Origin of the sequence: Pseudosporangium ferrugineum, assembly GCF_003002065.1 — a bacterium.
GTDB lineage: Bacteria > Actinomycetota > Actinomycetes > Mycobacteriales > Micromonosporaceae > Actinoplanes > Actinoplanes ferrugineus_A.
In genome coordinates, this window is record NZ_PVZG01000002.1 from 132,177 (window position 1) to 155,054 (window position 22,878).

Below are 22,878 nucleotides of genomic sequence, written 5' to 3' on the forward strand. Positions count from 1 at the left end.
ACGAAAGGCCCTAACCGGAGCGTAAGGGCGGCGCTTATCCGGCCTTTATCCCCGGCCCGCGGGCCCTCGGCCGGCGGGCAGGTCGACCTCGAGGCGCAGGCCGTCGTGGCCGGTGGAGTGGCAGGTCACCGTGCCGCCGTGGGCGCGCACGATGGAGCTGACGATGGTGAGGCCCAGCCCCACCCCGTCCGCCCGGTTGATCCGGTCGCCGCCGAGGCGCTGGAACGGTTCGAACAGCCGGGCCACCGCGGAGACCGGTACGTCGTCCCCGGTGTTGGCGACCGTGAGCGTGGGCCGGTCGCCGACCACCACGTCGATGGTGCCGCCCGGCCGGTTGTACTTGACCGCGTTCTGCACGAGGTTGATGACGAGCCGCTCGAGCAGCAGTTCCTCGCCGTCCACCGGGCGCGGCGACAGCCGGCTGGTGATGGTGACGCCGGCCGCGGCCGCCTGCTCGCGGTGGTCGGCCAGCACCTTCTCGACGACGTGGTCCAGCCGCACCGCGGTACGCCCGGCCAGCCCGCGGTCGCTCTCGCTGAGCACCAGCAGCGCCTCGATCAGGTTGACGTTGCGCTCGTTCGCGGCCAGCAACTGCTCCGCCACCACCTCCACCTTCTGGGGCGTGGGGTTGTTCGCCAGGCTCACCTCGACCAGCGCCCGCTGCACGGCCAGCGGGGTGCGCAATTCGTGCGAGGCGGCGGCCGCGAACCGGCGCTGGGACTCGTAGCCCACGGCCACCCGCTCGAGCATCTCGTTGACGGCGCGGGCCAGCACCTGCGCCTCGCCGCCGAACCGGCCGGCGGTGAGGCGCTGACCGAGGTTCTGCGGTCCGACCACGCGGATGACCCCGGCGACGTCGCGCAGCGGTCCGAGCGCCCACCGTACGGCCACGAGCAGCAGCCCCGCCCCCAGCAGGACCAGCACCGCCTCGACGATCCGGGCCTGGGTGACCGGGCCGGCGGGCAGGGCGCACCACCAGCCCGGCGACGGTTCCGCGGACACCGCCGCCGCGGGGCACCCGCCGCCGAGGTGAGCGCGCCACAGCAGCAGGACCCGGCCGGCGAGCTCCGGCACGAGGCGGCCGAGGAGGACGGCCGCGGCGCAGACGAGCAGGACCCGCCACCGCGGGGAGCTCAGGCGCACCTAGGCTCCGAGCCGGTATCCGACGCGCGGCACCGTGTGGATGAGCGGCGGGTCGCCCAGCTTCTTGCGCAGGGTCATCACGGTCACCCGTACGGAATTGGTGAAGGGGTCGGCGTTCTCGTCCCAGGCTTGCTCCAGCAGTTGCTCGGCGCTCACCACCGCCCCGTCCGCGCGCAGCAGCACGTGCAGGACCGCGAACTCCTTGGGCGACAGCGCCAGGGGCAGCCCGTCGCGGTAGGCCCGGTGCTGGGCCGGGTCCAGGACGACGCCGTCGTGTTCCAGCACCGGCCTCGTCGCCCGGCCCGGCCGGCGGCCCAGGGCCTGCACGCGCGCCACCAGCTCGGCGAAGGCGAACGGCTTGGTGAGGTAGTCGTCGGCGCCGAGGCCCAGCCCCTCGACCCGGTCCCGGATCCCGGCGGCGGCGGTCAGCATCAGCACCCGGGTGTCGCGGTCGGATTCGAGGAGGCGGCGGCACACGGCGTCGCCGGACAGCCCCGGCATGTCCCGGTCCAGGACGGCCACCTCGTACTGGTTCGTGAGCACCCGTTCCAGGGCGCTGGCCCCGTCGTACACGACGTCGACCGCCATGGCGAACCCCCGTAGCCCCTCGGCGACGGTGTCCGCCAGGACCCGCTGATCGTCCGCCATCAGCACCCGCATGACAGGTGATCCTCCCCAGACCGCATGCCGCAGGATCGCACAGGCGCCATAAAGGCTGCATAAACGCCCTTTCCAGCCCGGCGCGCCGCCCGCCGGTGGAGGCGTTCGCACGGGCCCCGCGAGGCTCTAAGCTGCATGCGTGGGCGGGCCGGAGGGGATTGCGGACGACGTGCGGTTGCTGCGGCTCCAGGCCGTCACCGACACGGCGCTGTCCCGGCTCGCCGTGGCGGACCTGCTCGACGAGCTGCTGGAGCGGGTCACCGATCTGCTCGACGCGGACACCGCGGCCATCCTGCTCATGGACGCCCATTCCCGGCAGCTGGTCGCGACCGCGGCCAAGGGCCTGGAGGAGGAGGTCCGCGCGGGGTTCCGGGTGTCGGTCGGCCGCGGTTTCGCCGGCCGGGTGGCCGCGACCCGGCGACCGGTGGTCATCGCCGACGTCACCCCGGACGACGTGGTGAACCCGATCCTGCTGGACAAGGGCATCCGGTCGCTGCTCGGCGTGCCGATGATGGCCGACGGTGAGGTCGTCGGCGTGCTGCACATCGGCAGCCTGTCGCCGCGGGTGTTCACCGCCGACGACGTGCAGCTGATGCAGCTGGTCGCCGACCGGGCCAGCCTCGCGGGACAGATCCGCTCGCACAAGCTCGACCAGTCCGCCGCCCTGGCCCTGCAACGCAGCCTCCTGCCCGCCACGCTGCCCCGGATCGAGGGGGTGGACCTGGCGGCGCGCTATGTGCCGGGGCACGCGTACGGCATCGGCGGCGACTGGTACGACGTCTTCACTCTGCCCTCGGGCTGGCTGGGCGTGGTGATCGGCGACGTCTCCGGGCACGGGCTGCCCTCGGCCGTGGTGATGGGCCGCATCCGCAGTGCGCTGCGGGCGTACGCGCTGGTGTGCGACGATCCCGCCGAGGTGCTGACCCTGCTGGACCGCAAGGTGCACCACTTCGAGACGGGCGTGCTGACCACCGCCCTGTACGCGATGATCTCGCCGGACCGGGAGACGGTCCGGCTGTCCTCGGCCGGTCACCTGCCCCCGATCCTGGCCGCGCCGGACGGCCCGGGCGTGGTGCTCGACATTCCGGTCGGGCCGCCGCTCGGCGTCGGGCGCCCGTCCATCGGCCGGCGGACGGCGACGGTGGCGTTCCCCGCGGGCGGCCTGTTCGTCTGCTACACCGACGGGCTGGTGGAGCACCGGGGCGAGGTCATCGACGAGGGGATCGGGCGGCTCGCCGACGCGGTGCGCCACGCCGGCGCCGACGCGGTGTGCGGCACGATCATGAGCCGTACGGCGAGCGAGCTGCCGACCGACGACATCGCCCTGCTGGTCGTCCGACGCCCTTTTGTCGAGTGCAACAAAAGTTCATAGCTTCTTCATGAAAGTTGTGGACTTCCCGACACAAGGCGCCTAGCGTCCCAGGCATCGATGGTCGTCGACTTCCGGTCCCGGCCGTGCTGTGCCTGCGGAGCGCACGATGAAAAGTCTGATGCACCCCCGTCCCCGGGCGGCCCTGTTGCTGGGCGCCGCCACCCTCCTCGCCGTCCTCCTCCCCGCCCTGCCCGCGGAGGCCGCCGTGCCGCCGCAGGAGCCCGGCGTCACCCTGCGGACCTACGACCTGCAGGTGTCACGCGACACGATCTGCACCCTCAAGCCCGGCCAGACCCCCAACGTCGACAAGCTCATGCCGGCGATCAACTGGACCACCGCGGCCGACTTCGGCTTCGAGGACCGCTTCCAGGCGGAGGTGATCGGCAACGTCGCCATCCCCACCGCCGGCACGTACGCCTTCCGCCTCACCAGCGACGACGGTTCCCGGCTGCAGATCGACGACACGACCGTGATCAACCACGACGGTGCGCACGGTGCCACCTCCATGGAGGGCAGCGTCTCCCTCACCACCGGCTACCACGGCCTGCGCATCGACTACTTCGAGCGCGACGGCGGACAGCAGCTCACCCTCGAATGGCGTCCGCCCGGCGCGAGCGCGTTCGTGGTCGTGCCCACCTCCGTGCTGAGCACCGATTCCGGCGTGGTGCGGGTGACCGCGCCCGGGCGCAAGGAGTGCGAGGCCTCGGGCGACAGCCCCGGCGACGGCCTGCCGCTCACCTCGGTGCACCCCGGCTACACGCTCACCAACCTGCGGCCGAACGGCTTCCAGCCACAGGTGAGCGCGATGGACTGGTTCCCGGACGGGCGCCTGGCGATCGCCACCTGGGGCGGCAGCGACACGGTCGCCGGTGAGGTGTACGTCCTCAGCGGCGTCACCGGCGCCACGTCGCCGAGCCAGGTCACGTACAAGCGGATCGCGACCGGCCTGCGCGAGCCGATGGGCCTGAAGATCGTCGACGGCCGGATCTACGTCTCGCAGAAGCACGAGCTGACCGAGCTCAACGACACCACCGGCGACGGGGTCATCGACCAGTACCGCCGGGTCGCGACGTGGCCCTTCGACGGCAACTTCCACGAGTTCGCCTTCGGCCTGCTCTACAAGGACGGCTACTTCTACCTGAACCTGTCCGTCTCCATCGACCTCGGCGGTGCCACCACCCAGCCGCAGGGGTCGCCCAACCGGGGCACCAGCCTGAAGATCAACCGTACGACCGGAGCGGTCGAGTACGTCGCCGGCGGACTGCGCACGCCGGACGGCATCGGCTGGGGGCCGGAGGGCGACATCTTCGTCACCGACAACCAGGGCGGCTGGCTGCCGGCCTCGAAGCTGGTGCAGATCAAGCCCAACCGCTTCTTCCACCACTACACCAACCCCGACGGCCCGTTCGACGCCCAGCCGGTCACCCAGCCGGTGCTGTGGCTGCCGCAGAACGAGATCGCCAACTCGCCCAGCACCCCGCTCATGCTCGACACCGGACCGTACGCGGGCCAGATGCTCTTCGGCGACGTCACGTACGGCGGCGTGCAGCGGGCGTACCTGGAGAAGGTCAACGGCCAGTACCAGGGCGCGGTCTTCCGCCTCACCCAGGGACTCGAGATGGGCGTGCTGCGCCTCAGCCAGGGCCCGGACGGCGCGCTCTACGCCGGCGGCCTCGGCGCCGGCGGCAACTGGGGCCAGGAGGGCAAGCTCACGTACGGGCTGCAGAAGCTCACGCCCAACGGCACCAGCGTCTTCGACATCAAGGCGATGCGGGCGATCGCGGGCGGCTTCGAACTCGAGTACACCCAGCCCGTGTCGGCCACCACCGCCGCCCAGCTGGCCGCCCGCTACCGGGCCGAGCAGTGGCGCTACGTGCCGACCCCGGCGTACGGCGGCCCCAAGGTCGACGAGGAGACGCTGCAGGTGGCGTCGGCGACCCTGTCCGCGGACCGGCTCAAGGTGACCCTCAAGCTCAACGGGCTCAAGCCGGGCCGGGTCGTGCACGTACGTTCGCCGCGGCCCTTCACCTCGACGAGCGGCTCGTCGCTGTGGAGCACCGAGGCGTGGTACACGCTGAACAGCCTCGCCGACGGCACGACGCTGCGCACCGACCGGGTCGAGGCGGAGAACGCCGGCCTCAGCGGCACCGCCGGCGTGGCCACCGACCACAGTGGATACACCGGCACCGGGTTCGTCGCCGGCTACGGTTCGGCGGGCGCGGCGACCACGTTCAGCGTCGACGTGCCGTCGGCCGGCTCGTACCCGGCCACCCTGCGGTTCAGCAACGGTCCCAACCCGTCCGCGGGCGCCAAGACCGTGAGCCTGTACGTCAACGGCACCAAGCTGCGGCAGATCAGCCTCGCCGACACCGGCAACTGGGACACCTGGGCGACGAGGACCGACTCCGTGACCCTGCGGGCCGGCGGCAACACGATCGCGTACAAGGTGGACAGTGGCGACATCGGGCACGTCAACCTCGACAGCCTGACGATCGGCACCGGGGGGACCGCCGCGGCGCCGCGTACCGGCACGATCACCGGCATCGGCGGCAAGTGCCTGGACGTCTCGAACGCCGGCACCGCCGACCGTACGAAGATCCAGCTGCACACCTGCAACAACAGCTCGGCGCAGAGCTGGACCCGCGACGGTGACGCGCTGCGGGCCCTCGGCAAGTGCCTGGACATCGACAACGGCGGCACCGCCGACGGCACCAAGGTGCAGCTCTACACCTGCAACAACAGCGCCGCGCAGGTGTGGCAGCCGCAGGCCAACGGCTCGCTGCTCAACCCGCAGTCGGGCAAGGTCCTGGACGTCGCCGGCGGGGCCACCGCCGACGGCACCCAGGTGCAGATCTGGGGCTGGGCCGACGTCGCCCAGCAGAAGTGGACCCACAACGGCACCAGCAGGGTCACCCTCTTCGACGGCGGCACCCTCGCGGGCTTCCAGAACGCCGACGGCAGCGCGCCGACGTGGCCGGTCTCCGGCGGCTCGGCCGAGGTGCTCGGCGGCGACCTGCGCACCAAGCAGACCTTCGGCGACTTCAAGCTGCACGCCGAGTTCTGGCTGCCCGACCTGCCGGCCGACGTGACCGGTCAGGCCCGCGCGAACAGCGGCATCTACCTGCAGGACCGTTACGAGCTGCAGGTGCTCGACACGTACGGCAAGGCCACCCTCGCCGACAACGAGTGCGCGGCCATCTACCAGAAGCGGGCACCCTCGGCGAACGCGGGCACCGCACCGGAGACCTGGCAGACCTACGACGTCACCTTCCGCGCGGCCCGCTACGACGGCACCACCAAGACCGAGGACGCCCGCGTCACCGTGGTCTGGAACGGCACGACGGTGCACAACAACGTGGCCATCGACGGCCCCACCGGCGCGGGAGCCGCCGAGGGACCGAACTTCCTGCCGATCCGGCTCCAGGACCACGGCGACCCCGGAGCGAACGTACGGTATCGCAACATCTGGATCGAGCCGGCGTAACCGGTCAGGGGGCGCGCACCCGTCGGTGCGCGCCCCCTGGCGTCACGCGGACCGCAGCCGGGCCCGCCACGGATGCCCGGGATCGACCAGGCCGAGCGTGGCGTCGAGCCAGCCGCGTTCGGCCCGGGACAGCAGGGGCAGCACCCCGGTGAAGTCGGCCTCGTCCTTGTCCCGGGCGTGCTTCGCCTTGAACAGCAACACCACTTCGATGCCCAGGTACGGGATCCCGTCGCCGTCGCGCCGGACGACCTCCCGGTAGGGCCGCCGGATCCGCTGCTCGTCCCGCCGGCAGATCCACACGTCCCCGTCGTGCGGCTCGCGGAAGACGTCGAAGCGCCACCGCCGCGCGGCCGGGTCCCAGGCCCACGTCTGATGCGAGTCGCCGGCCGGCGCCGCGCCGGTCATCGGCACGAGGGCGCCGTCGCCCGCCGGCACCCAGAACTCCAACTCGGGAAACAGCGGCGGCAGCAGCGCGAACTGCCCGGCCGGCACGCCGATCTCCACGTCCTCGTGGGCCCGGGTCCGCTCGCCGCGATGGAGGTCGACGGCCCAGCCGCCCGCGACGTACCAGGTGAGCCGCGCGTCCCGGAGCCGCCCGGCGAGCTCACGGGGATGCCAGGCGTCCCACGCCTCGATGTCAGGATGCTCCACACCACCGACCCTATGCGGCCCGCCTCCGCTCAGGTCTCACGCGCCGCCCCGGCCTCCGCCTGCCGTGGCCTCGCGCCGTCCCGGGCCGCGCGCCGCGTCGTGCCGGGCCGCGCGTTGCTCAGCCGAACGCCTCCCGGGCGAGCGCGACCACCACCGTCACCGCTCCGGTGGCGATGATCGTCGTACTGGTGACGCGCACGAATCGGGTGTCGGCGGAGGCGGGAGCCTCCAGGGCTGCCAGGACCACCCCGACACACGCGGACAGGGCGAATACCACGATGGCGATCATGGTCACCGCTTCGCAGGAGAGGACGGTTCCGCCCCACGATGCCCGAGGCGCTGCCCCGTACGGAAGCAACGAGGGCTGACCACCACATGAACTTGCGATGATTCCGCGGCCCGGCGGTCACGGTCGTGGACAGGTCAGCCCCGCGACGAGAACGTCCAGCGTCTCGCTGACGGCCGCGTCCCTCTCCTCCGGGGTCAGGTAGGGCAGGAGATCGAGAAACATGATCGCCAGTCCGTGTACGGCGGCCCAGCTCGCCATCACCGCCCGGTTCGTGTCCGCCGGATGCAGGCAGCCGGCCCCCACGAGCCGGTCGAGCGCGCGCAGCAGGTGGAACTCCGGCTTCGGCCGATCGTCATCGTGATCGGTTCCGGTCGCCTCCTCGGGCACACCGGGAACGCCGATGCCGGTCGGGTCGCCGCCCATCGCGGTGCGGAACAACCCCGGCTCGGTCAGGGCGAAATGGAGGTAGGCCCGGCCGACCTCGCGCAGGTACGTCTTCGCCGCCTCCGCGGGATCGGCCGGTTCGTCCGGCGCCGCGGCCTCCAGGTAGGCGTCCATGGCTGCGGCCATGTCGCCCAGCGCCCGGTCCGCGACCGCTTTCTTGAGTGCGGTCAGGGTCGCGAAGTGCCCGTACGCGGAGTTCGGCGCGACGCCGACGATCCTGGCGACCTCCCGCAGGACGACCGCCTGCGGGCCGCCCTCGCGGGCCACGCCGATGCCCGCCGTGATCAGGGCGGCGCGCAGGTCGCCGTGGTGATAGGTGGCGCGGGTGCGGGGGCGTTTCTCGACCATCGTTGAATCCTGGCATGCCGGTGGGGCACGCGAGTCGCCACGGGTTGACGCCCGGAGCGCCCGGCCGCAATACTCACACTGTCCAGATTGCCGAACCGGTCGTCCTGCGCCTCCGGCGCGGACCGTTTCCCCGGCCGAAAGTGGGTACCCCGAATGGTCACGTCCTCGAAGATCCGGCCGCCGAGCTCCCGGTCCGGTTCCCGGGTGAGCTGGACCGTCATCACGCTGATCTCGCTGGCGATCGCCGGCTACTTCGTCGGTCAGTACGCGACCGGCAGCCTCCGGGACCTCGGCGCCGAGGAGGTCGGCCTCGCCTCGACCTACGCGAACCGGCCCGTGGTGGCCCAGGTCGCGTTCTACGTCCACATAGTCTCGGCCGGCCTCGCCCTCGCCGTGGGCCCGTTCTCGTTCGCGAGGATGATCCGCCGCCGCTACCTCGGCCTGCACCGCTGGATCGGACGCGGCTACCTGATCGCCGTCGCGCTCGCCGCCGTGTCCGGCTTCGTGATGGCGTTCTTCAACTCCGCCGGCTTCGTCGGTTTCTTCGGCTTCGGCACCCTCGCAGTGCTCTGGGGCTGGACGTCCTACCGCGGGTACCGTGCCGTCCGCGCCCGTGACCTCGCCGGCCACCAGGCATGGATGATCCGCAGCTTCGCCCTCACCTTCGCGGCGCCCACCCTGCGGCTCTGGCTCGGCATCCTGATCGGCGTCCAGTTGCTGGCCGGCCGCGGCGCCGGGACGGACCCGGACGAGCTCGTGCGCAACGCGTACGCGGCCGTGCCGTTTCTCTGCTGGCTCCCGAACATCGTCGTGGCCGAACTCCTGATCCGCCGCCGCAACCTTCCCGGCCTCCGCTTCTCCCCATCGCCCACGGCACGCCGGATGTCGCAGGCGGTGGCCGGAGCGTGAGGGTCGCTGCGCGACCGCCGTCCCCATGAGACAGACGCGGGATCCGGTTCGGAGGGGGCGTGCCGATGCGGGGCGGCGATAGAATCGTCAGTCCGGGTGGCCGGCAGAGTGTCCGGTGCTGAGGAGGACCCGATGACCCCTCGACCGTGTACGGACGGCACCCTGCGGCACCTGTCCGTGGACCTCGACGACGCCCCCGGCGGGGACGGCGGAATGACGGGCTACACGCTGTGCTCCTCGCCGGAACGGCACATCTGGGGCACCGACCAGTGGGCGATCGACGTCGCGTACGACATGTATCTCAGCGACACGTGCATCGACATCGCCTCGCTGCCGCCGTGCGAGGAGTGCCTGCGGGTGGCGGAGCTGCTGGCCGGCCCCGGCGACCCGCCGCCGCTGCACGTGCGGCCGCGCCGGCCGGACTTCGCCACCGGCTTCACCGGCGACGAGATCCGGAGCCTCCTGCGCACCGACCTCGCCACCGGCGCCTCGTCCGGCCGGCACGCCGCCGTCCACCTCCTCGGCTTCACCGCGATCCCGGACCAGCCGGGCTTCGGCGACCTCGTGCGGATCCTGGACCTGGTGTGGGACATGGGCGACACCGTACGGATGGGACAGGTCACCGACTGGGCCGCGGTGGTCGCCTTCGCCGCGACCGCCGACGTCCCGGACCGGGACCGCCGGCTGATCGCCGTGGCCGCGAGCCTCGCCGGCGGCCCCCCGGTATCCCTGGAAGCAGCCGTCAACCTCTACGCCGACGCCCCGGCGGCCCGCCGCGTCATCGAAGCGGTCGCGATCGCCACCGGCCACGGCGACCGCTGGGACCTCATCGAGAAGCCGCCGCAGGCCCCGCGATCCTGATCGCTCGCGTGTCCCCGCGGCCCTGTGGAGTGCGCGGTCCGGCGGCGACGGGGGTCGCACCGGCACGACGCGGCGTCCGCTTCGTCGGCATCCGGGTGGGCGCGATGGGAGATTGCGTGTCCCTCTGCGGGATGACGAGTGGAATGTGCGATTCTCGGTCGCGGTGCTTTAGCATCCAACAGTTGCTCGGACGGGGACCGCGAGGCCGGTCCAGCCTGGAGGGAGATGTCGTGTCGAAGCTTGAAGGCGGCAGCGGGGGAAACTGATTCCACCCGCCGAGATCGACAGAGGCCACACGCGCGGCGTGCGGCCTCTGTCGTGAGTGGCGCTCAGACGGTGGGCCAGCTGAACGCGAGCCCGTAGCTTTCTCGCGGTTGGCACGGCCGGTCGGTGAATGTGAACTGCACGTCGCGGCCGATGATGGGGAGCAGGCGCCGGTCGCCTTTCGGCGGAGGGTCGTACCGCTCGCTCTGGTTGGCCTCCGCGTACCACCACACCGATTCGGGCAATTGATCGTGATCGAACCGTATCCGGATCGTCAGGCCGCTGACCGGGACCAGGCCGCCGTAGGCAACCTGACCTCGGGCGATGCCGTAGTGGTCGACGTCGACGTCCACCCAGAGCCGTTCCTCCTCGATGTTCTCGTCGATCACCTCGGAGGCGAAGTGCGCCCGTTCGCCGGCGCGCAGCGGGGCGGGGAACCGGAGCCGGGTCACCGCCGGCCGGCCGGGACGGGGTGATTCGACGAACTCCGCCGTGCAGCCCCACAGCGCCTGGACCGGCACATAGGTGATCCTGGGAGGTGCACCGGCGAAGCCGCGGGCGGTGTAGTAGGCGACGTCGTCCCGGCGTGCGGTGACCAGACGTTCCGTGATGCGGCGGTAGACCGCACGGCGTCGCATGAAGACCGTGGTGACGAAGAGGTTGACGAAGACCGGCTGGGCGCCGGGCGAGGGTTGCCGCAGGCCCGTCGGGGAATCGCTCGGTTCCCCGAAGTACACCGGCCAGCCGGCGGCCGGCTGATGTTCCCGCCGCCCGCTGTCCCGCGGCCGGTACGGCGCCCAGGCGCCGGGCTCGGCCAACGCCCGGAAGCGGTCGTCGAGATGGGTGGCCAGTGCCCGTACCCCGCGCTTCCAGGCCATCTCCATCGGCTGGGTCGTCGTGGGATCGCCGAACACGTCCGGCAGGGCGGCGAGTTGCTTGAACCGGTCGTGGAGCGAGCCTCGCCACGGCTCGGCGATGCCCGGGACCGGCAGCCGGAACGCGGCGAACAGGGCGTGGCGCCGCCGTGACCCTCTCGTCGGGCCGACGTCCGGAGCGACGACGCCCTCCCGGACGAGCCCCCAGACGGCCTCGGCGCGTTCGCCGGCCGTCCAGCCGGTCAGCGCGACCGCCGGCCGGGTCAGCGCGGCGAGTTCCCGTCCGATCCGGCTCTCCGGCACTTCGAAGGCGTACCGGAGCAGTTCCGACGGCTCACCGTGATTGCGCCGGCCCAGATGCCGCAGCGCGGCTTCGAGCTGATCTCGCGTCGTTCCGGGCCCGCTCCCACTCACGCTCACCACCGTGATCAGCTCCCCGACCGATCATGCGACGACGGAAAACGACAACCCGACGATAACCCGACGACGGCCTGCCGCACATTATTGCTGACCGATGCCGGATTACTTCCGTACGGCCGGCCGCCCCGGAGCGGGCGGTGCTTACCGTGGATATACAAGGGTGAGGTAGCTGCCCCGCAGGCCGGGGAGGGCGAGCCGTTCGCTTTTCCACCAGACTCCCTACCCTCCTGACGTACGTCGGATGGGGGATATCGGCATGGTGCTCATCGCTTGCCCGGCCGGAGCGGACTAGGGATGCCGTCATGGTGGACGGTCTCTCGCCGGTGGCGGCCATCATCCTGCTTCTGTCGTACCCGGCCTTCGTCTTGATCATGGCCGGCGTGCTGCGCATGTGTGGCGTCTCCCGCGACGAGATCGCGAAATGGGCGTTGCGGCAGGCCTATCGGCAACGGGTGACCGACTTCGTCCACTCGATCCGGCGCGGTCCCTCCAGCGAGCGCGACCAAGCACCCGGCGACGACGCCGATCCCGGATGACCCGGGCGGTCGCCTCCGGTCGCTCTCAGTCGACGAGGGTCTGGGTGCCGAGGACGATGGCCAGGGCGAGGCGTTCCGCGTCCTCGGTGCCCGGTTCGGCGGTGTAGACCGTGATGCGGAGGTCGTCCTGGGCGACGAGGAGGGCGTCGCAGTCGAGGGTCAGGCGGCCCGCTGCCGGGTGGTCGATCAGTTTGCGTTTCGAGGGGTCGGGGAGGGGTGGCGGGTCGGCCGTCTCCCAGAGTTCGGCGAAGCGGGGGCTCTGCTGGGTCAGGTCCGCGATCAGGCGCTTCAGGGCGTGGTCCGCCGGGTAGCGGGCGGCGGTCAGGCGCAGGTCGGCGACCAGGCGGGCCTCGTGGTCGGCCTGTTCCTCCGGGGTGTGCACGGTGCGGTTGTGGTGGCCGAGGAGGTTGCGCCAGATCGCGTTGCGGGCCAGGCCGCGCCAGGTGGTCGTGTCGCCCATCAGCGCGTTGTAGGGGGCGTTGGCGAGGACGAGGGTCCAGCCGGCGTCGTACACGATGACCGGGGTGTGGGAGAGGCGGTCGAGCAGGCGCTGGATGCTGGGCGTGACGCGGGAGGGGATCACGTCGGGGCCGGGCGTGGCGTGGCCGGCCAGCCGGTAGAGGAGGCCGCGTTCGGTGGCGGACAGGCGCAGGGAGCGGGCGAGGGCCTCCACGACCTGCGCCGACGGCGTGGTCGCGCGGCCCTGTTCGAGCCGGGTCAGGTAGTCGGCCGAGATTCCGGCGAGGGCGGCCAGTTCCTCGCGGCGCAGGCCGCTCGCGCGGCGGCGGGTGCCCACCGGTACGCCCACCGTCGCGGGCGCCACGCGGTCACGCCAGCGGCGCACCGTCCGGCCGAATTCCCAGGACTCCATGGTGTCAGTCTGCGCGCCGGGCGGGCCCGTGTCCTGGCCCTGGTGGTCCTACGACAACGGGACGGCTGCCTGATCGCCCGCGCCGCTCCCAGGATCGGGGCATGACCACCACCGAAACAGGAACCGTCCTGATCACCGGCCCCACCCGCGGCCTGGGCCGCTCCGCCACCCTCGCGATGGCCGGCCGCCCGGCGCGGGAGCGTCCCGACCTGCTGCTGGCCGGCCGGGGCGGGAAGGCGCTCATCGAGGTCGCCGCGGAGGCGCGTGCCCGCGGGGCGAGGGTCCACGAGATCCCCGTCGACCTGGCCCGCCTCGCCGACGTACGGGCAGCCGCGGCCACCGCGCGCCACCTGGTCGAGTCCGGCGCGGTGCGTCCCCTGCGGGCCCTGATCGCCAACGCGGGCCTCATGTCGCCGGACACCCGCACCGCCTCGGCCGACGGGTACGAGCTGACGTTCGCCGTGAACTACCTGGCGCACGCCCAGCTGATCGGCGACCTGCTCGGCTCCCTCACCGCGCCGGCCCGCGTCGTGCTGCTCGGCTCGAACGTGTACAGCGCCAACTTCTGGCGGCGGCTGCTGGGCGTACCGCCGGCGGAGTGGCGCGACCCGGCCGAGCTGGCCCGGCCCGCTGCCGCCGGCACGGCCACCGGTCTCCGGGCTTCCGGCGTCGCGTACGCCAATGCGAAGCTCGCCGTCCTCTACTACGCCCACGAACTCCAGCGCCACGCCGGCCCCGGCGTCGACGTCACGGTGTTCGAGCCGGGCTGGATGCCCGGCACGGCCCTGAGCCGCGGAACGCCCGAGGTCTTCCAGGCGATCGGCCGTGCCCTGGGACGCCTGCCCGGCGTGTCCACCCCGCAGCGCTCGGGGCCGCTGCTGGCCTCGCTGGCCCTCGACGACAGGTGGGCTGGCCTGCGCGACGGCGCGTTCGTTGTGAAGGGCAGGGTGGCCGGCGTGCGCCCGGTCGCCCACGACCCGGACCGCGAACGCCGCCTGTGGGCGGCCACCGCCGGACTCCTGCCCGTCTGAGCGCCCGGCATACTCGGCAGCCACAACGGAAAGCTCGGGGGTTCGGATGCGGGGGAAGGTTCTGCTGGATCGCGCCATCGACGTGTCGTACTCGACCGCGGTGGCGGGACCGGGCGACGACCCGGGTTGCGAGCCGGAGGCGTTCTGGCGGGGCCAGGTCAACGGCCTCTGCGGCGCCGGCTTCCGCGGCCATCTCTCGCTCGTGACCGGTCTGCACACCGGGTACGTCCACCTGACCGTCGAGCTGTTCGACGCGGAGCCCCCACTCGCCGGCGACTGGGAGGAGGCCGTCGAGGTCTCGTTCCGGCAGCGGGCGAAGAAACTCTGGGTCGGCGGCCTGATGAGCCGGCCGTACCCGGTGGCGCTGCCGCGCGGTGACTACCGGGTGCGTTACTGCGCGCGCGGGATGGAGGAGGGGCGGCGCCTCGACACCGCGGACGAGGACGAGGTCGTCGACGCGTACGCGCTGCAGTTCTGGCCGGGGGAGCCCGCACCGGACCGGATCGTCCGGCAGACCGGCGAGACCGCCGCGTACTGGCACCGCGCCCACCCGCGGCGCGCGCGGGCGGACCGGAAGCCCGCCACCCGCGAACGCCGCAGGGGCGGGTCGCGGCGGAGGGCTCCGCTCGACCGGCTCGACGCCGATCTCGGGTCCGCGCTGGCCGAGGCGGGCGACGAGGTCTGCACCGCGGTGGCGCGGTGGGCCGCCGAGCGTGCCGTCGCCGTCGCCGGGCTGGAGCGGTGGCCCGGGATGGCCGAGGCGCTCGCCGCGGTGCGGCGCGGGGAGCCGGTGGCTCCGGCCGAGCTCATGGCGCTGCTCGACGACCCGGACATGGTCCTGACGACGGTGGTCCTCCCGGCGGCCGGGCCGGACGGCCCGCCGACCGAGATGGCCCAGGCGTACGTGGCCCTGCCGGCGGTCCTGGCCCTCGCGGACCGGCCTCCGCTGACGGCGGCGACGAACGCGTTGCGGGCCGCGGCCGGCGCGCACGGCGAGGACGGGTACCGCGAGTTCTTCGCCGGGTTGAGGGTGGCGTTCCCGGTGCTGGCGGGTGTGGTACGACGTACCGGTGACACCTGTACGCCGCCGGGCTGACGCGACCGAGAACCGGGCCCGCATCATCGAGGCCGCCCGGGCCGAGCTCGCGCGCGACGCCGACATCCGGCTGAATGCGGTCGCTCAGCGGGCGGGGGTCGGTCAGGGCACGCTCTACCGGCATTTCCCGACCCGGGCGGACCTGCTGGCCGAGGTCTACCGCGCCGATGTCGACGAACTGGTGGCCGCCGCGCCCCAGCTGCTCGCGCGGCACGACCCGCTCACCGCGCTGCGGGCGTGGTTCGGCCGGGTGGCCGCGTACGCCGAGGTCAAGCGGGGTGTCTTCGCGGCGCTGGAGGTGGCGACGTGGCAGGACCTGTCGGCGCACAGCCTCGGCCCGATCGGCGATGCCGTCACCCTGCTGCTCGACGCCGGGAAGGCGGCCGGCGTGATCCGGCCGGACGTCGACGCGCGGGACGTCATCATCCTGATCGGCTACCTGTCGCGGCTGGACGCGGCCGAGTTCGACGCCCGGGGGCGGCATCTGCTCGAGGTCGTCCTGGACGGGTTGCGGTACCGGGACTGAGCCGGCTCAGGCGGCGGAGGGCTGCGGCACGCCGGCGAGGAGCAGGGCCGTCGCCTCGTCCGGGGGGACCGGGCGGGAGAACAGGTAGCCCTGGCCGAGCTGGCAGCCCAGGGCGACCAGGTCGGCGTGCTGCTCCGGCGTCTCGATGCCCTCGGCGACCACGGTCAGGCTCAGCGACTCGGCGATGGCGAGCACCGCGCGGACGATGCCCCGGTCGGTGGCGGTGTCCGGCAGGCCGGCCACGAACGAGCGGTCGATCTTGACGCTCTCGACCGGGAGCCGCTTGAGGTGGCTCAGGCTCGAGTAGGAGATGCCGAAGTCGTCCAGGGCGAAGTGGACGCCGGCGGCGCGCAGGGTGGTGGCGAACTCGTTGACGTCGATGCGGATGGCGCTGTGCTCGGTGGTCTCCAGCCACACGTCCGCCGGGTCGGCGCCGCTCTCCTCGATCACTTTCAGCGTACGGGCGGCGGCATCGGCCTGGTGCAGCTGGACGGGCGACAGGTTGACGCTGATGCCCAGCCGCTCGCCGGAGAGCAGCCGCCGCCACCCGGCGAGCTGGCGGCAGGCCTGGCCGAGCACCCATTCGCCGATCGCGGTGATGGCGCCGGTCTCCTCGGCGAGCGGGATGAACTCGTCCGGCGGCACGAGGCCGCGCACCGGGTGGTGCCAGCGGCAGAGCGCCTCGAAGCCGATGATCCGGCTGCTGCTCAGCTCGACGATCGGCTGGTAGTGCACGGCGAGCTCGCCGCGGGCGGACGCGAAGGCCAGGTCCGAGCGGAGCTGGAGCCGGTCCAGGCTGCGGCGGGAGGCGGCGTCGTCGAACACCTCGGCGCGGCCGCGGCCGGCGTGCTTGGCGGCGTACATGGCGGCGTCCGCGTCGCGCAGCATGGTGGCCGGGTCGGCGTGGCCGCGGACGCCGAGCACGCCGCCCACGCTGGCGGAGATCTCGACCCGCTCGTCGAGGAGCGGGAACGGGACCTCCATCGCCTCCACGACCCGGTCGCCGGCGGCGCGGACGTCGTCCAGGTCGGTGACGCCGTCGAGCAGGACGACGAACTCGTCGCCGCCGAACCGGGCGAGCAGGTCGCCCTGGCGCATGCAGCCGCGCAGCCGGTCGGCCGCCTGCACCAGCAGCTGGTCGCCGGCGTCGTGGCCGAGCCGGTCGTTGACGTCCTTGAACTTGTCGAGGTCGCAGAAGAGCAGGCCCACGTGGTCGGGAGCGTCCACCCGGGCGAGCGCCGCGTTGAGCCGGTCCGCGGTGAGCGCGCGGTTCGCCAGGCCGGTCAGCGGATCGTGGGTGGCGCGCCGGCGCAGCTCGTCCTCGAGCCGGCGGCGCCGGTCGATGACCCGTGACGACAGCACGACGGTGTTGTCGGCCGCCATCGGGCGCAGGGCGCTCTCCACCCACACCCACCGGTCCTCGCCGGTCAGCAGGCGGTACTCGATCGTCGGGGTGTGCGCCGGGCCGGTCAGGGCGGCGGCGACCGCGGCCCGGTCGCCGGGGTGGGCGAGGGCGGCCACCGGGGTGCCGAGCAGGCGGCCCGGGGGCAGGGCGAGCTCGCGCTCGTACGACGGGGACGCGTAGACGAACCGGCCGGCGTCGTCGACCACCGCGATCAGGTCGCTGATCGACTCGGTGATCAGGCGCAGGGAGTTCTCGCTGGCCTGCAGCGCCAGGTACAGCTCGGCGTTGTTCATCGCGACGCCGACGTACGTGCCGAAGAGGGTGCCGGCCTCGGCCGCCTCGGAGCGGAACGGCACGCCGTCGTAGCGGAAGGCGTACAGCACGGCGGCCGGGGCGTCGTCGCGCATCACCGGCACGGCGAGCACCGATCCGCCCATCGGGAAGCCGTCGTGCACCCCGCAGTAGGTCTCGCCGGCGCTCAGCGCCTCCCAGCCCCACAGCTTCGCGACCTGCGGCGAGTAGCCGTCGGGCAGGACGTCGGTGCGGGTCGCCGCGCTCAGCGCCGCGACGCCGTCCTCGATCGTCACCACCCCGCCCTCGGCGCCGCCGACCAGGATCGGGAAGAGCCGGGCCGCCTCGTCGTAAAGCGTCGGCAGGTCGAGGCAGCTGGTGAGGCGGTGGCCGAGCCGGGCCAGGTTCTCCACGGTCGCGCTGCGACGGCGGGCCTGCACCGCGAGCCGGAGCCGGGAGGCCACCGACCGCAGGACGGGCAGGTCCGCGGAGGGGAAACCGTCGGGGCGGGAGCGGAACATGATCAGCAGTTCGTCGGCCGTACCGTCCTCGCCGGCCGGCACCCAGACGGCCGAGGCGGGCGCGAGGCCGGCCAGCGACGGCGGGAAGTCGGTGTCCGGGTCGAGGGCCGCGCCCGTACGCGCGATCGCCGTCCCGGCCGCGATGGCCTCCGCCGCGGCGCCGGCGAGCGGCCAGCCGTCGGTGTACGCCGCGTCGCCCTCCGGGATGCCGCAGGTGCCGGTGAGCTGGAGGCGGCCGGCCACGACCCGCGCCGAGACGGTGACGTCGGCGGCGTAGACCTGCGACAGCACGGCGAGCGTCCGCTCCACCAGTTCCGTCGGCGACGACGGCTGCCCGAGCACGGTGAGCACCCGGATCAGCCGCGAGGTCTGCCGGTACGCGTCGGCGGCGGCCGCGGTGGCACCCGCAAGCTTCTCCCTGAGCCGCTCGCCGGCCTCGTCGGGCGCGATCTTGTCCATCGAGGTTCCCTGCTCAGAGGGCCAGCGCGGTGATGGTGGCGTTGTGGTAGCCGGACACGCCGACGGACCGGGCGAACTCCCCGTACGTGTAGAAGCCGAAGGTGGCGACGGAGCCGGCGGCCTTGTGCAGCCGGGCGGCCTCCTCGCCCTCGCGGTCGCGCAGCAGGTCCAGCCGCGCGATGCAGCTGAACGTCAGCATCACGGCGGGCTCCTCGATGCCGCTGAGGGCGTCCTCGACCACGTTCTCGATGACGTCGAGCAGGTCCTGCTGGTCGGCGGAGACGATCTGCACGGCGCAGTACTCGGGGAGCGGCGTGAAGGTGTTCACGGCGCCGTTCTCGTCGATGTACGCGCCCCGGACGACCTGCGTGCCGTCCGGCTCGATCAGCCCGAACGAGTGCGCGGTGCGCCAGTCGGAGCGGGCGCCGAGGGGTACCGGCGCCGCGCCGTCGTCCACGATCGTCTCCCGGTAGACCTCGGCGGCCGGCCGCCCGTCGATCTCGTGCACCACCTGGCCCTCGACGCGGGTGACGAGCATGGGCAGGCCCTGGGCCCGCCAGCCGTGCCCGGAGACCACGCGCAGCGGCTGCTCCGCGCCGATCCAGACCGCGACCGCGCCGTTGGCGACGACGTCGCCGCCGTGGAACACCGACGAGCCGGCGAACGTACGGTCGTCCCCGGCCGCCCCGCCCACCACCGGGATCCGCGCGCCGGTGACCCGGTACAGCCCGGTGAGCAGGCCCTGCATGTCGCCCGCCATGCCGTCGGCGAGCACCAGGAGGGCGCCGTGCGGTGCGGGTTGCGGGCCGGCGGCGTCGACGGCCCGGCGGGCCAGGTCCCGGCCGGCCGCGGTGGTGTCGGCGCTGATGCCGCCGACCACGGCGGTGCCGTACTGGTACCGGCCGCCGCCGAGGATCATCACGCTGACGGCGGTGCCCGGCGGGGTGAACTCGCCCTCGGCGAACTGCCCACTGGTCGTGGCGCCGACCAGCGGCGTCTCCCCGGTGACGGCGCGGACGCCGGCGAGCAGCGCGGCCAGGTCGTATCGGATGGAGGCGTACACGATCACCAGGTCGGCGGCGGCGCCGTCGAGGCCGGCCAGGGCGGTGCGGGCGGCCTCGGATCCGGCGGCGGTGGCGTCCTCGTGGCTGCTGTGGCCCGTCCCGAACGGCATTCTCGTCATGTCCTCCGAGATCGGCCGCCGGGGGACCGATCTTAAGACAGGCACGGTCCGACCTCAAGCCATCCTCAAGCCGTGTAAAACTTTCTAGACATGAAGTCAAACATGCCTTACCTTGAGGATGTCAAAAATTCCTTACATGTGGGGTGGACGTGGCACACGAGGAGAAGAGAGCCTGGATCCGGCTCGTGGTGGCGGTGCTCGGGTACGCCGCCTATCTGATCGCCGTCCTCGCCGGGCGGGACGGGCGCCCCCTCGCCTCGGTGCCGTACGCGGCGGCCATGCTGTGGACGATCGGCGCCGCCATCGCCGCGTCGATCCTGGCCGAGGTGGTGGTGGCCGCGGCGAACCCCGGCGCCTCCCGCGTCACCGACGAGCGGGACCGGGAGATCGGCCGGCTCGGCGAAAGCGTCGGCCAGTCTTTCGTCGTGATCGGCGCGATAGCCGCGATGCTCCTGGCGATGGCCGAACGGGACCCGTTCTGGACGGCCAACGTCATCTATCTCTGCTTCGTCCTGTCGGCCGTCCTCGGCGGCATCACCAAGGTCGTCGTGTACCGCCGGAGCGTCCCGCAGTGGTGAAGCCCACCCGTGTCACCAACAGCATCCGGGCCCTGCGGTTCGCCCGCGCCGAGATGACCCAGGCCGAGCTCGCCGAGACCATCGGCGTGACCCGGCAGACGCTGATCGCCATCGAGCAGGGGCGCTACTCGCCGTCGCTGGAGGTGGCCTTCCGGATCGCCCGGGCGCTCGGCGTACCCCTCGACGACGTCTTCCAGTATCCCGACACCCCCGGGGAGCAGCAGTGAGAGCGATCGTGCGCGACACGTACGGCCCGGCCGGCGGGCTCACCCTCCGCGAGGTCGCCCGGCCCCCGATCCGCGCCGGCGAGGTGCTCGTCGAGGTGCGCGCCGCGGGCGTGGACCCGGGCGTCTGGATCCTCATGACCGGGCGGCCGGTGGCCGTACGCCTCGCCACCGGCCTGCGCCGTCCCCGCACGCGCGGCCTGGGCCGGGCCGTCGCCGGGGTGGTGGCCGAGGCCGGCCCCGGCGTCACCCGCTGGCGTCCCGGCGACGCGGTGTACGGCACCTGCGAGAGCGGAGCCTTCGCCGAGTACGCGGTCGCCCGGCAGGACCGGCTGGCCGCCACGCCCGCCTGCCTCACCTTCACCCAGGCGGCGGCGGTGCCCATCTCCGCGGTGACGGCGCTGCAGAGCATCCGCGACGCCGCGGTACGGCCCGGACAGCGGGTCCTGCTCACCGGCGCCGCCGGCGGCGTCGGCTCCTTCGCCGTCCAGCTCCTCAGGGAGCGCGGCGCGACGGTGACCGCCGTCTGCGGCCCGGGGAAGGGGGACCTGGTCCGTTCGCTCGGCGCCGGCGACGTCATCGACTACACCCGCGAGGAGGTCGACCGGGACGGGCCGCGCCACGACGTCATCATCGACACCGCGGGCAACCGGCCCCTCGCACTGCTGCGCCGCGCCCTCGCCCCGGGCGGCACGATCGCCCTGGTCGGCGGCGGCCACGCGAAGGGCGCCGTGCTCGGCGGCTTCCAGCGCCAGATGGCCGCGCCGCTGCTGTCACCCCTCGGCCGGGGACGCCTGCGCGGCGTCGCCGCCCGGGAGCGCGGGGAGGACCTCGACGAGCTCGCTCCGCTCCTGGAGTCGGGCGCCGTCGTCCCGGTCATCGACCGCACCTACCCGCTCGCCGACGCGGCGGAGGCCGTCCGCTATCTTGCCGGCGGCCACCCCGCGGGCAAGGTGATCGTCACGGTGTGACCGCGGGCCGGGCCAGCAGGCGGGCGATGTTGTCGAGGATCTCCGGCCGGTGCAGGTACGCGGTGTGGCTGTCCAGCACGCCGTCGTAGGCGCCCGGCAACTGCTGGGCGCCGAACAGCGGATCCGAGGGGCTCGACCGGTAGTAGTCGACCGCGGGCGGCAGATGCGCGACGTCCCACGCGTGCGTGGTGGCGTACACGTTCTCGGTGCGGGTGCCGAGGAAGCCGTTCGCCGACTCCTGATCGGTGCCGATCGAGCCGATCAGGTAGACCCGGTCCGCCGAGACGCCGTACTGGGCGGCGGTGATGCCGTAGGCGGTGCTGCCGTAGCTGTGCGCCAGCAGCACGTTGTTCGAGGGCACGTCGCCCAGGTGCGTGGTGCGCAGCCCTTCCTGGAACCGGTGCAGCGGCTCCGCGGCGTCCCGCGCATAGCTCGAGAAGCCCACCTGCGGGCCCAGGTCCGGAGCGTCGTAACCCAGCCACACGATCGCCGCGGTGTGCTGCGGGGAGCGGGCGAGGACGGCCTCCATCCGGTCGAGCGCGCCCGGCACGGTGCCCAGGTCGCTGCCCATCCCGGGTACGTAGGTGAGCACGGCGCCCGCCCGGTCGGGGTTCCCCAGCGCTACGACGGCGCGCCCGTCGCCCTCCGCCGAGAACGAGAGCAGGTGTGCCCGCGGATCACCCTGGAGGCGGGTCCGCAGCTCCTCCATCTGCCGGAGCTGCCGCTGGGCATGCGTCTGCTCGAGAACGGTGCCCTCGTTGCCGGCGCCGTTGTCGATCTCCTGCTGGTACCGCTGGATGAGATCCCGCTGACCGGAGATCGCGTTGTCGAGGTTGTGGCGGTTCGCCTGGTCGCGCGACTCCGCCGGGACGCCGTCCAAGCCGCCGACCAGCTCCGGATGAGCGGCCAGCACCGAGTCCCGCGGGCCCTCGGCGAGCTGCTGCCACCAGTCGTGCACCGCGTCCGGATGCGTACCGGCGCCCGGGATCCCGTCCCTCGTGACGAGCGCGGCGTCACCCGCGGGCGCGCCGGCCGCGTCCGGCTCCAGTCGCAGCAGCAGCTGCCGGTACATCTCCGACACCCGCGCGTCCCCGCTCCGGTACGCCTCCGACGACCGGTGCACGCCCTCGGACATCGCCTCGGCCTCCGACGTCGCGGCGGCCAGGTACGCCGTCAGCAGCGTCGCGGCCTCCCGCCACGACCCGTGTGCCGCCGCCGAGTGCGGCGCCGCGCCGAACGCCGCCGGCGCCAGGTTCACGCCCGCGTACCGGATGCCGGCGGGCCCGAGCTCGGCCGCCACACCGGCGAGCCGGCGCGCCACGTCGAGCATGCGTGCCGGCTCGGCATAGAAGTTGATCCGGTCGAATCCCGCCATCGGTGCCTCCGTCGCCGTGCCCGGTCCCTCGTCCCAGCCTCAGCCGCCGCGGTGGCGGCGGCAACGGCAGAAATACCCCGCCGGGGGAGTG

Annotated in this window: 21 protein-coding genes; 11 read left to right on the forward strand and 10 right to left on the reverse strand. The window is 73.1% G+C overall.

Translation table 11 applies throughout. From position 1 onward, the window contains the following. Positions 1-45 precede the first annotated feature (45 nt). Together CLV70_RS04825 and CLV70_RS04830 are read right to left on the reverse strand one after the other, a co-directional pair. Entirely contained in the window at positions 46-1,143 is a 1,098-nt protein-coding gene (locus CLV70_RS04825) for a sensor histidine kinase (RefSeq protein ID WP_106125144.1), read from the reverse strand. Beyond that, positions 1,144-1,803 (reverse strand): response regulator transcription factor, encoded by a 660-nt coding sequence (locus CLV70_RS04830; protein ID WP_106125145.1) that lies wholly within the window; start codon positions 1,801-1,803, stop codon positions 1,144-1,146. It abuts the gene before it with no gap. A 139-nt stretch (positions 1,804-1,942) separates the two neighbouring features. Between CLV70_RS04830 and CLV70_RS04835 the strand changes: the two genes are divergently transcribed. Then, a complete protein-coding gene (locus CLV70_RS04835; protein WP_106125146.1) occupies positions 1,943-3,175 on the forward strand; it encodes a PP2C family protein-serine/threonine phosphatase in 1,233 nt (410 codons plus the stop codon). A gap of 106 nt (positions 3,176-3,281) precedes the next feature. Continuing rightward, positions 3,282-6,659 (forward strand): 3-keto-alpha-glucoside-1,2-lyase-like domain-containing protein, encoded by a 3,378-nt coding sequence (locus CLV70_RS04840; RefSeq protein WP_106125147.1) that lies wholly within the window; start codon positions 3,282-3,284, stop codon positions 6,657-6,659. Positions 6,660-6,701: 42 nt separating this feature from the next. On the opposite strand, the gene CLV70_RS04845 is transcribed toward CLV70_RS04840, so the two are convergent. The 3 genes from CLV70_RS04845 to CLV70_RS04850 form a co-directional block, all read right to left on the reverse strand. Next, positions 6,702-7,310, reverse strand: coding sequence for a nucleotidyltransferase domain-containing protein (locus CLV70_RS04845; protein ID WP_106125148.1), 609 nt, complete (start codon positions 7,308-7,310; stop codon positions 6,702-6,704). 118 nt (positions 7,311-7,428) lie between these two features. Then, positions 7,429-7,599, reverse strand: coding sequence for a hypothetical protein (locus tag CLV70_RS39590; protein ID WP_158277706.1), 171 nt, complete (start codon positions 7,597-7,599; stop codon positions 7,429-7,431). Between the two features lie 117 nt (positions 7,600-7,716). Further along, a complete protein-coding gene (locus tag CLV70_RS04850) occupies positions 7,717-8,391 on the reverse strand; it encodes a TetR/AcrR family transcriptional regulator (protein ID WP_106125149.1) in 675 nt (224 codons plus the stop codon). 153 nt (positions 8,392-8,544) lie between these two features. On the opposite strand from CLV70_RS04850, the gene CLV70_RS04855 reads away from it, so the two are divergent. Together CLV70_RS04855 and CLV70_RS04860 are read left to right on the forward strand one after the other, a co-directional pair. Beyond that, the gene (locus CLV70_RS04855) at positions 8,545-9,300 is read left to right on the forward strand and encodes a DUF2306 domain-containing protein (RefSeq protein ID WP_106125150.1); all 756 of its coding nucleotides are present in this window, start codon (positions 8,545-8,547) and stop codon (positions 9,298-9,300) included. Positions 9,301-9,432: 132 nt separating this feature from the next. Continuing rightward, entirely contained in the window at positions 9,433-10,161 is a 729-nt protein-coding gene (locus CLV70_RS04860; RefSeq protein WP_106125151.1) for a hypothetical protein, read from the forward strand. A 329-nt stretch (positions 10,162-10,490) separates the two neighbouring features. Here CLV70_RS04860 and CLV70_RS04865 read toward each other — a convergent pair whose 3' ends face one another. Further along, on the reverse strand, positions 10,491-11,714 hold the full coding sequence (locus CLV70_RS04865) for a hypothetical protein (protein ID WP_158277707.1): 1,224 nt from the start codon (positions 11,712-11,714) through the stop codon (positions 10,491-10,493). Between the two features lie 308 nt (positions 11,715-12,022). Between CLV70_RS04865 and CLV70_RS04875 the strand changes: the two genes are divergently transcribed. Continuing rightward, on the forward strand, positions 12,023-12,256 hold the full coding sequence (locus tag CLV70_RS04875; RefSeq protein ID WP_106125154.1) for a hypothetical protein: 234 nt from the start codon (positions 12,023-12,025) through the stop codon (positions 12,254-12,256). A gap of 25 nt (positions 12,257-12,281) precedes the next feature. On the opposite strand, the gene CLV70_RS04880 is transcribed toward CLV70_RS04875, so the two are convergent. Then, positions 12,282-13,127 (reverse strand): helix-turn-helix transcriptional regulator, encoded by an 846-nt coding sequence (locus CLV70_RS04880; RefSeq protein WP_106125155.1) that lies wholly within the window; start codon positions 13,125-13,127, stop codon positions 12,282-12,284. A gap of 101 nt (positions 13,128-13,228) precedes the next feature. Here CLV70_RS04880 and CLV70_RS04885 point away from each other — a divergent pair, with 101 nt between their 5' ends. The 3 genes from CLV70_RS04885 to CLV70_RS04895 are packed head-to-tail and all read left to right on the forward strand — an operon-like array spanning position 13,229 to position 15,780. After that, positions 13,229-14,158 carry an SDR family NAD(P)-dependent oxidoreductase gene (locus CLV70_RS04885; RefSeq protein WP_106125156.1) on the forward strand — a complete coding sequence of 310 codons (930 nt, stop codon included), beginning with the start codon at positions 13,229-13,231 and terminating at the stop codon, positions 14,156-14,158. Positions 14,159-14,204: 46 nt separating this feature from the next. After that, positions 14,205-15,254, forward strand: a complete 1,050-nt coding sequence (locus tag CLV70_RS04890) for a hypothetical protein (RefSeq protein ID WP_106125157.1) — start codon at positions 14,205-14,207, stop codon at positions 15,252-15,254. Next, positions 15,229-15,780 (forward strand): TetR/AcrR family transcriptional regulator, encoded by a 552-nt coding sequence (locus CLV70_RS04895; protein ID WP_106125158.1) that lies wholly within the window; start codon positions 15,229-15,231, stop codon positions 15,778-15,780. Before CLV70_RS04890 ends, CLV70_RS04895 begins: the two co-directional genes overlap by 26 nt. A gap of 6 nt (positions 15,781-15,786) precedes the next feature. Here CLV70_RS04895 and CLV70_RS04900 read toward each other — a convergent pair whose 3' ends face one another. Together CLV70_RS04900 and CLV70_RS04905 are read right to left on the reverse strand one after the other, a co-directional pair. Continuing rightward, complete coding sequence (locus tag CLV70_RS04900) at positions 15,787-18,456, reverse strand: putative bifunctional diguanylate cyclase/phosphodiesterase (protein ID WP_106125159.1); 2,670 nt, start codon at positions 18,454-18,456, stop codon at positions 15,787-15,789. Positions 18,457-18,469: 13 nt separating this feature from the next. After that, positions 18,470-19,630 (reverse strand): FIST signal transduction protein, encoded by a 1,161-nt coding sequence (locus tag CLV70_RS04905; protein ID WP_158277708.1) that lies wholly within the window; start codon positions 19,628-19,630, stop codon positions 18,470-18,472. Positions 19,631-19,788: 158 nt separating this feature from the next. Here CLV70_RS04905 and CLV70_RS04910 point away from each other — a divergent pair, with 158 nt between their 5' ends. The 3 genes from CLV70_RS04910 to CLV70_RS04920 are packed head-to-tail and all read left to right on the forward strand — an operon-like array spanning position 19,789 to position 21,412. Beyond that, a complete protein-coding gene (locus tag CLV70_RS04910; RefSeq protein WP_106125588.1) occupies positions 19,789-20,217 on the forward strand; it encodes a hypothetical protein in 429 nt (142 codons plus the stop codon). Next, on the forward strand, positions 20,211-20,444 hold the full coding sequence (locus CLV70_RS04915; RefSeq protein WP_106125161.1) for a helix-turn-helix transcriptional regulator: 234 nt from the start codon (positions 20,211-20,213) through the stop codon (positions 20,442-20,444). The genes CLV70_RS04910 and CLV70_RS04915 overlap by 7 nt, the downstream gene beginning before the upstream one ends. Then, on the forward strand, positions 20,441-21,412 hold the full coding sequence (locus CLV70_RS04920) for an NAD(P)-dependent alcohol dehydrogenase (protein ID WP_106125162.1): 972 nt from the start codon (positions 20,441-20,443) through the stop codon (positions 21,410-21,412). The genes CLV70_RS04915 and CLV70_RS04920 overlap by 4 nt, the downstream gene beginning before the upstream one ends. Here CLV70_RS04920 and CLV70_RS04925 read toward each other — a convergent pair. Next, positions 21,402-22,787 (reverse strand): alpha/beta hydrolase, encoded by a 1,386-nt coding sequence (locus CLV70_RS04925; protein ID WP_106125163.1) that lies wholly within the window; start codon positions 22,785-22,787, stop codon positions 21,402-21,404. The genes CLV70_RS04920 and CLV70_RS04925 overlap by 11 nt on opposite strands. Between the last annotated feature and the right edge of the window lie 91 nt (positions 22,788-22,878).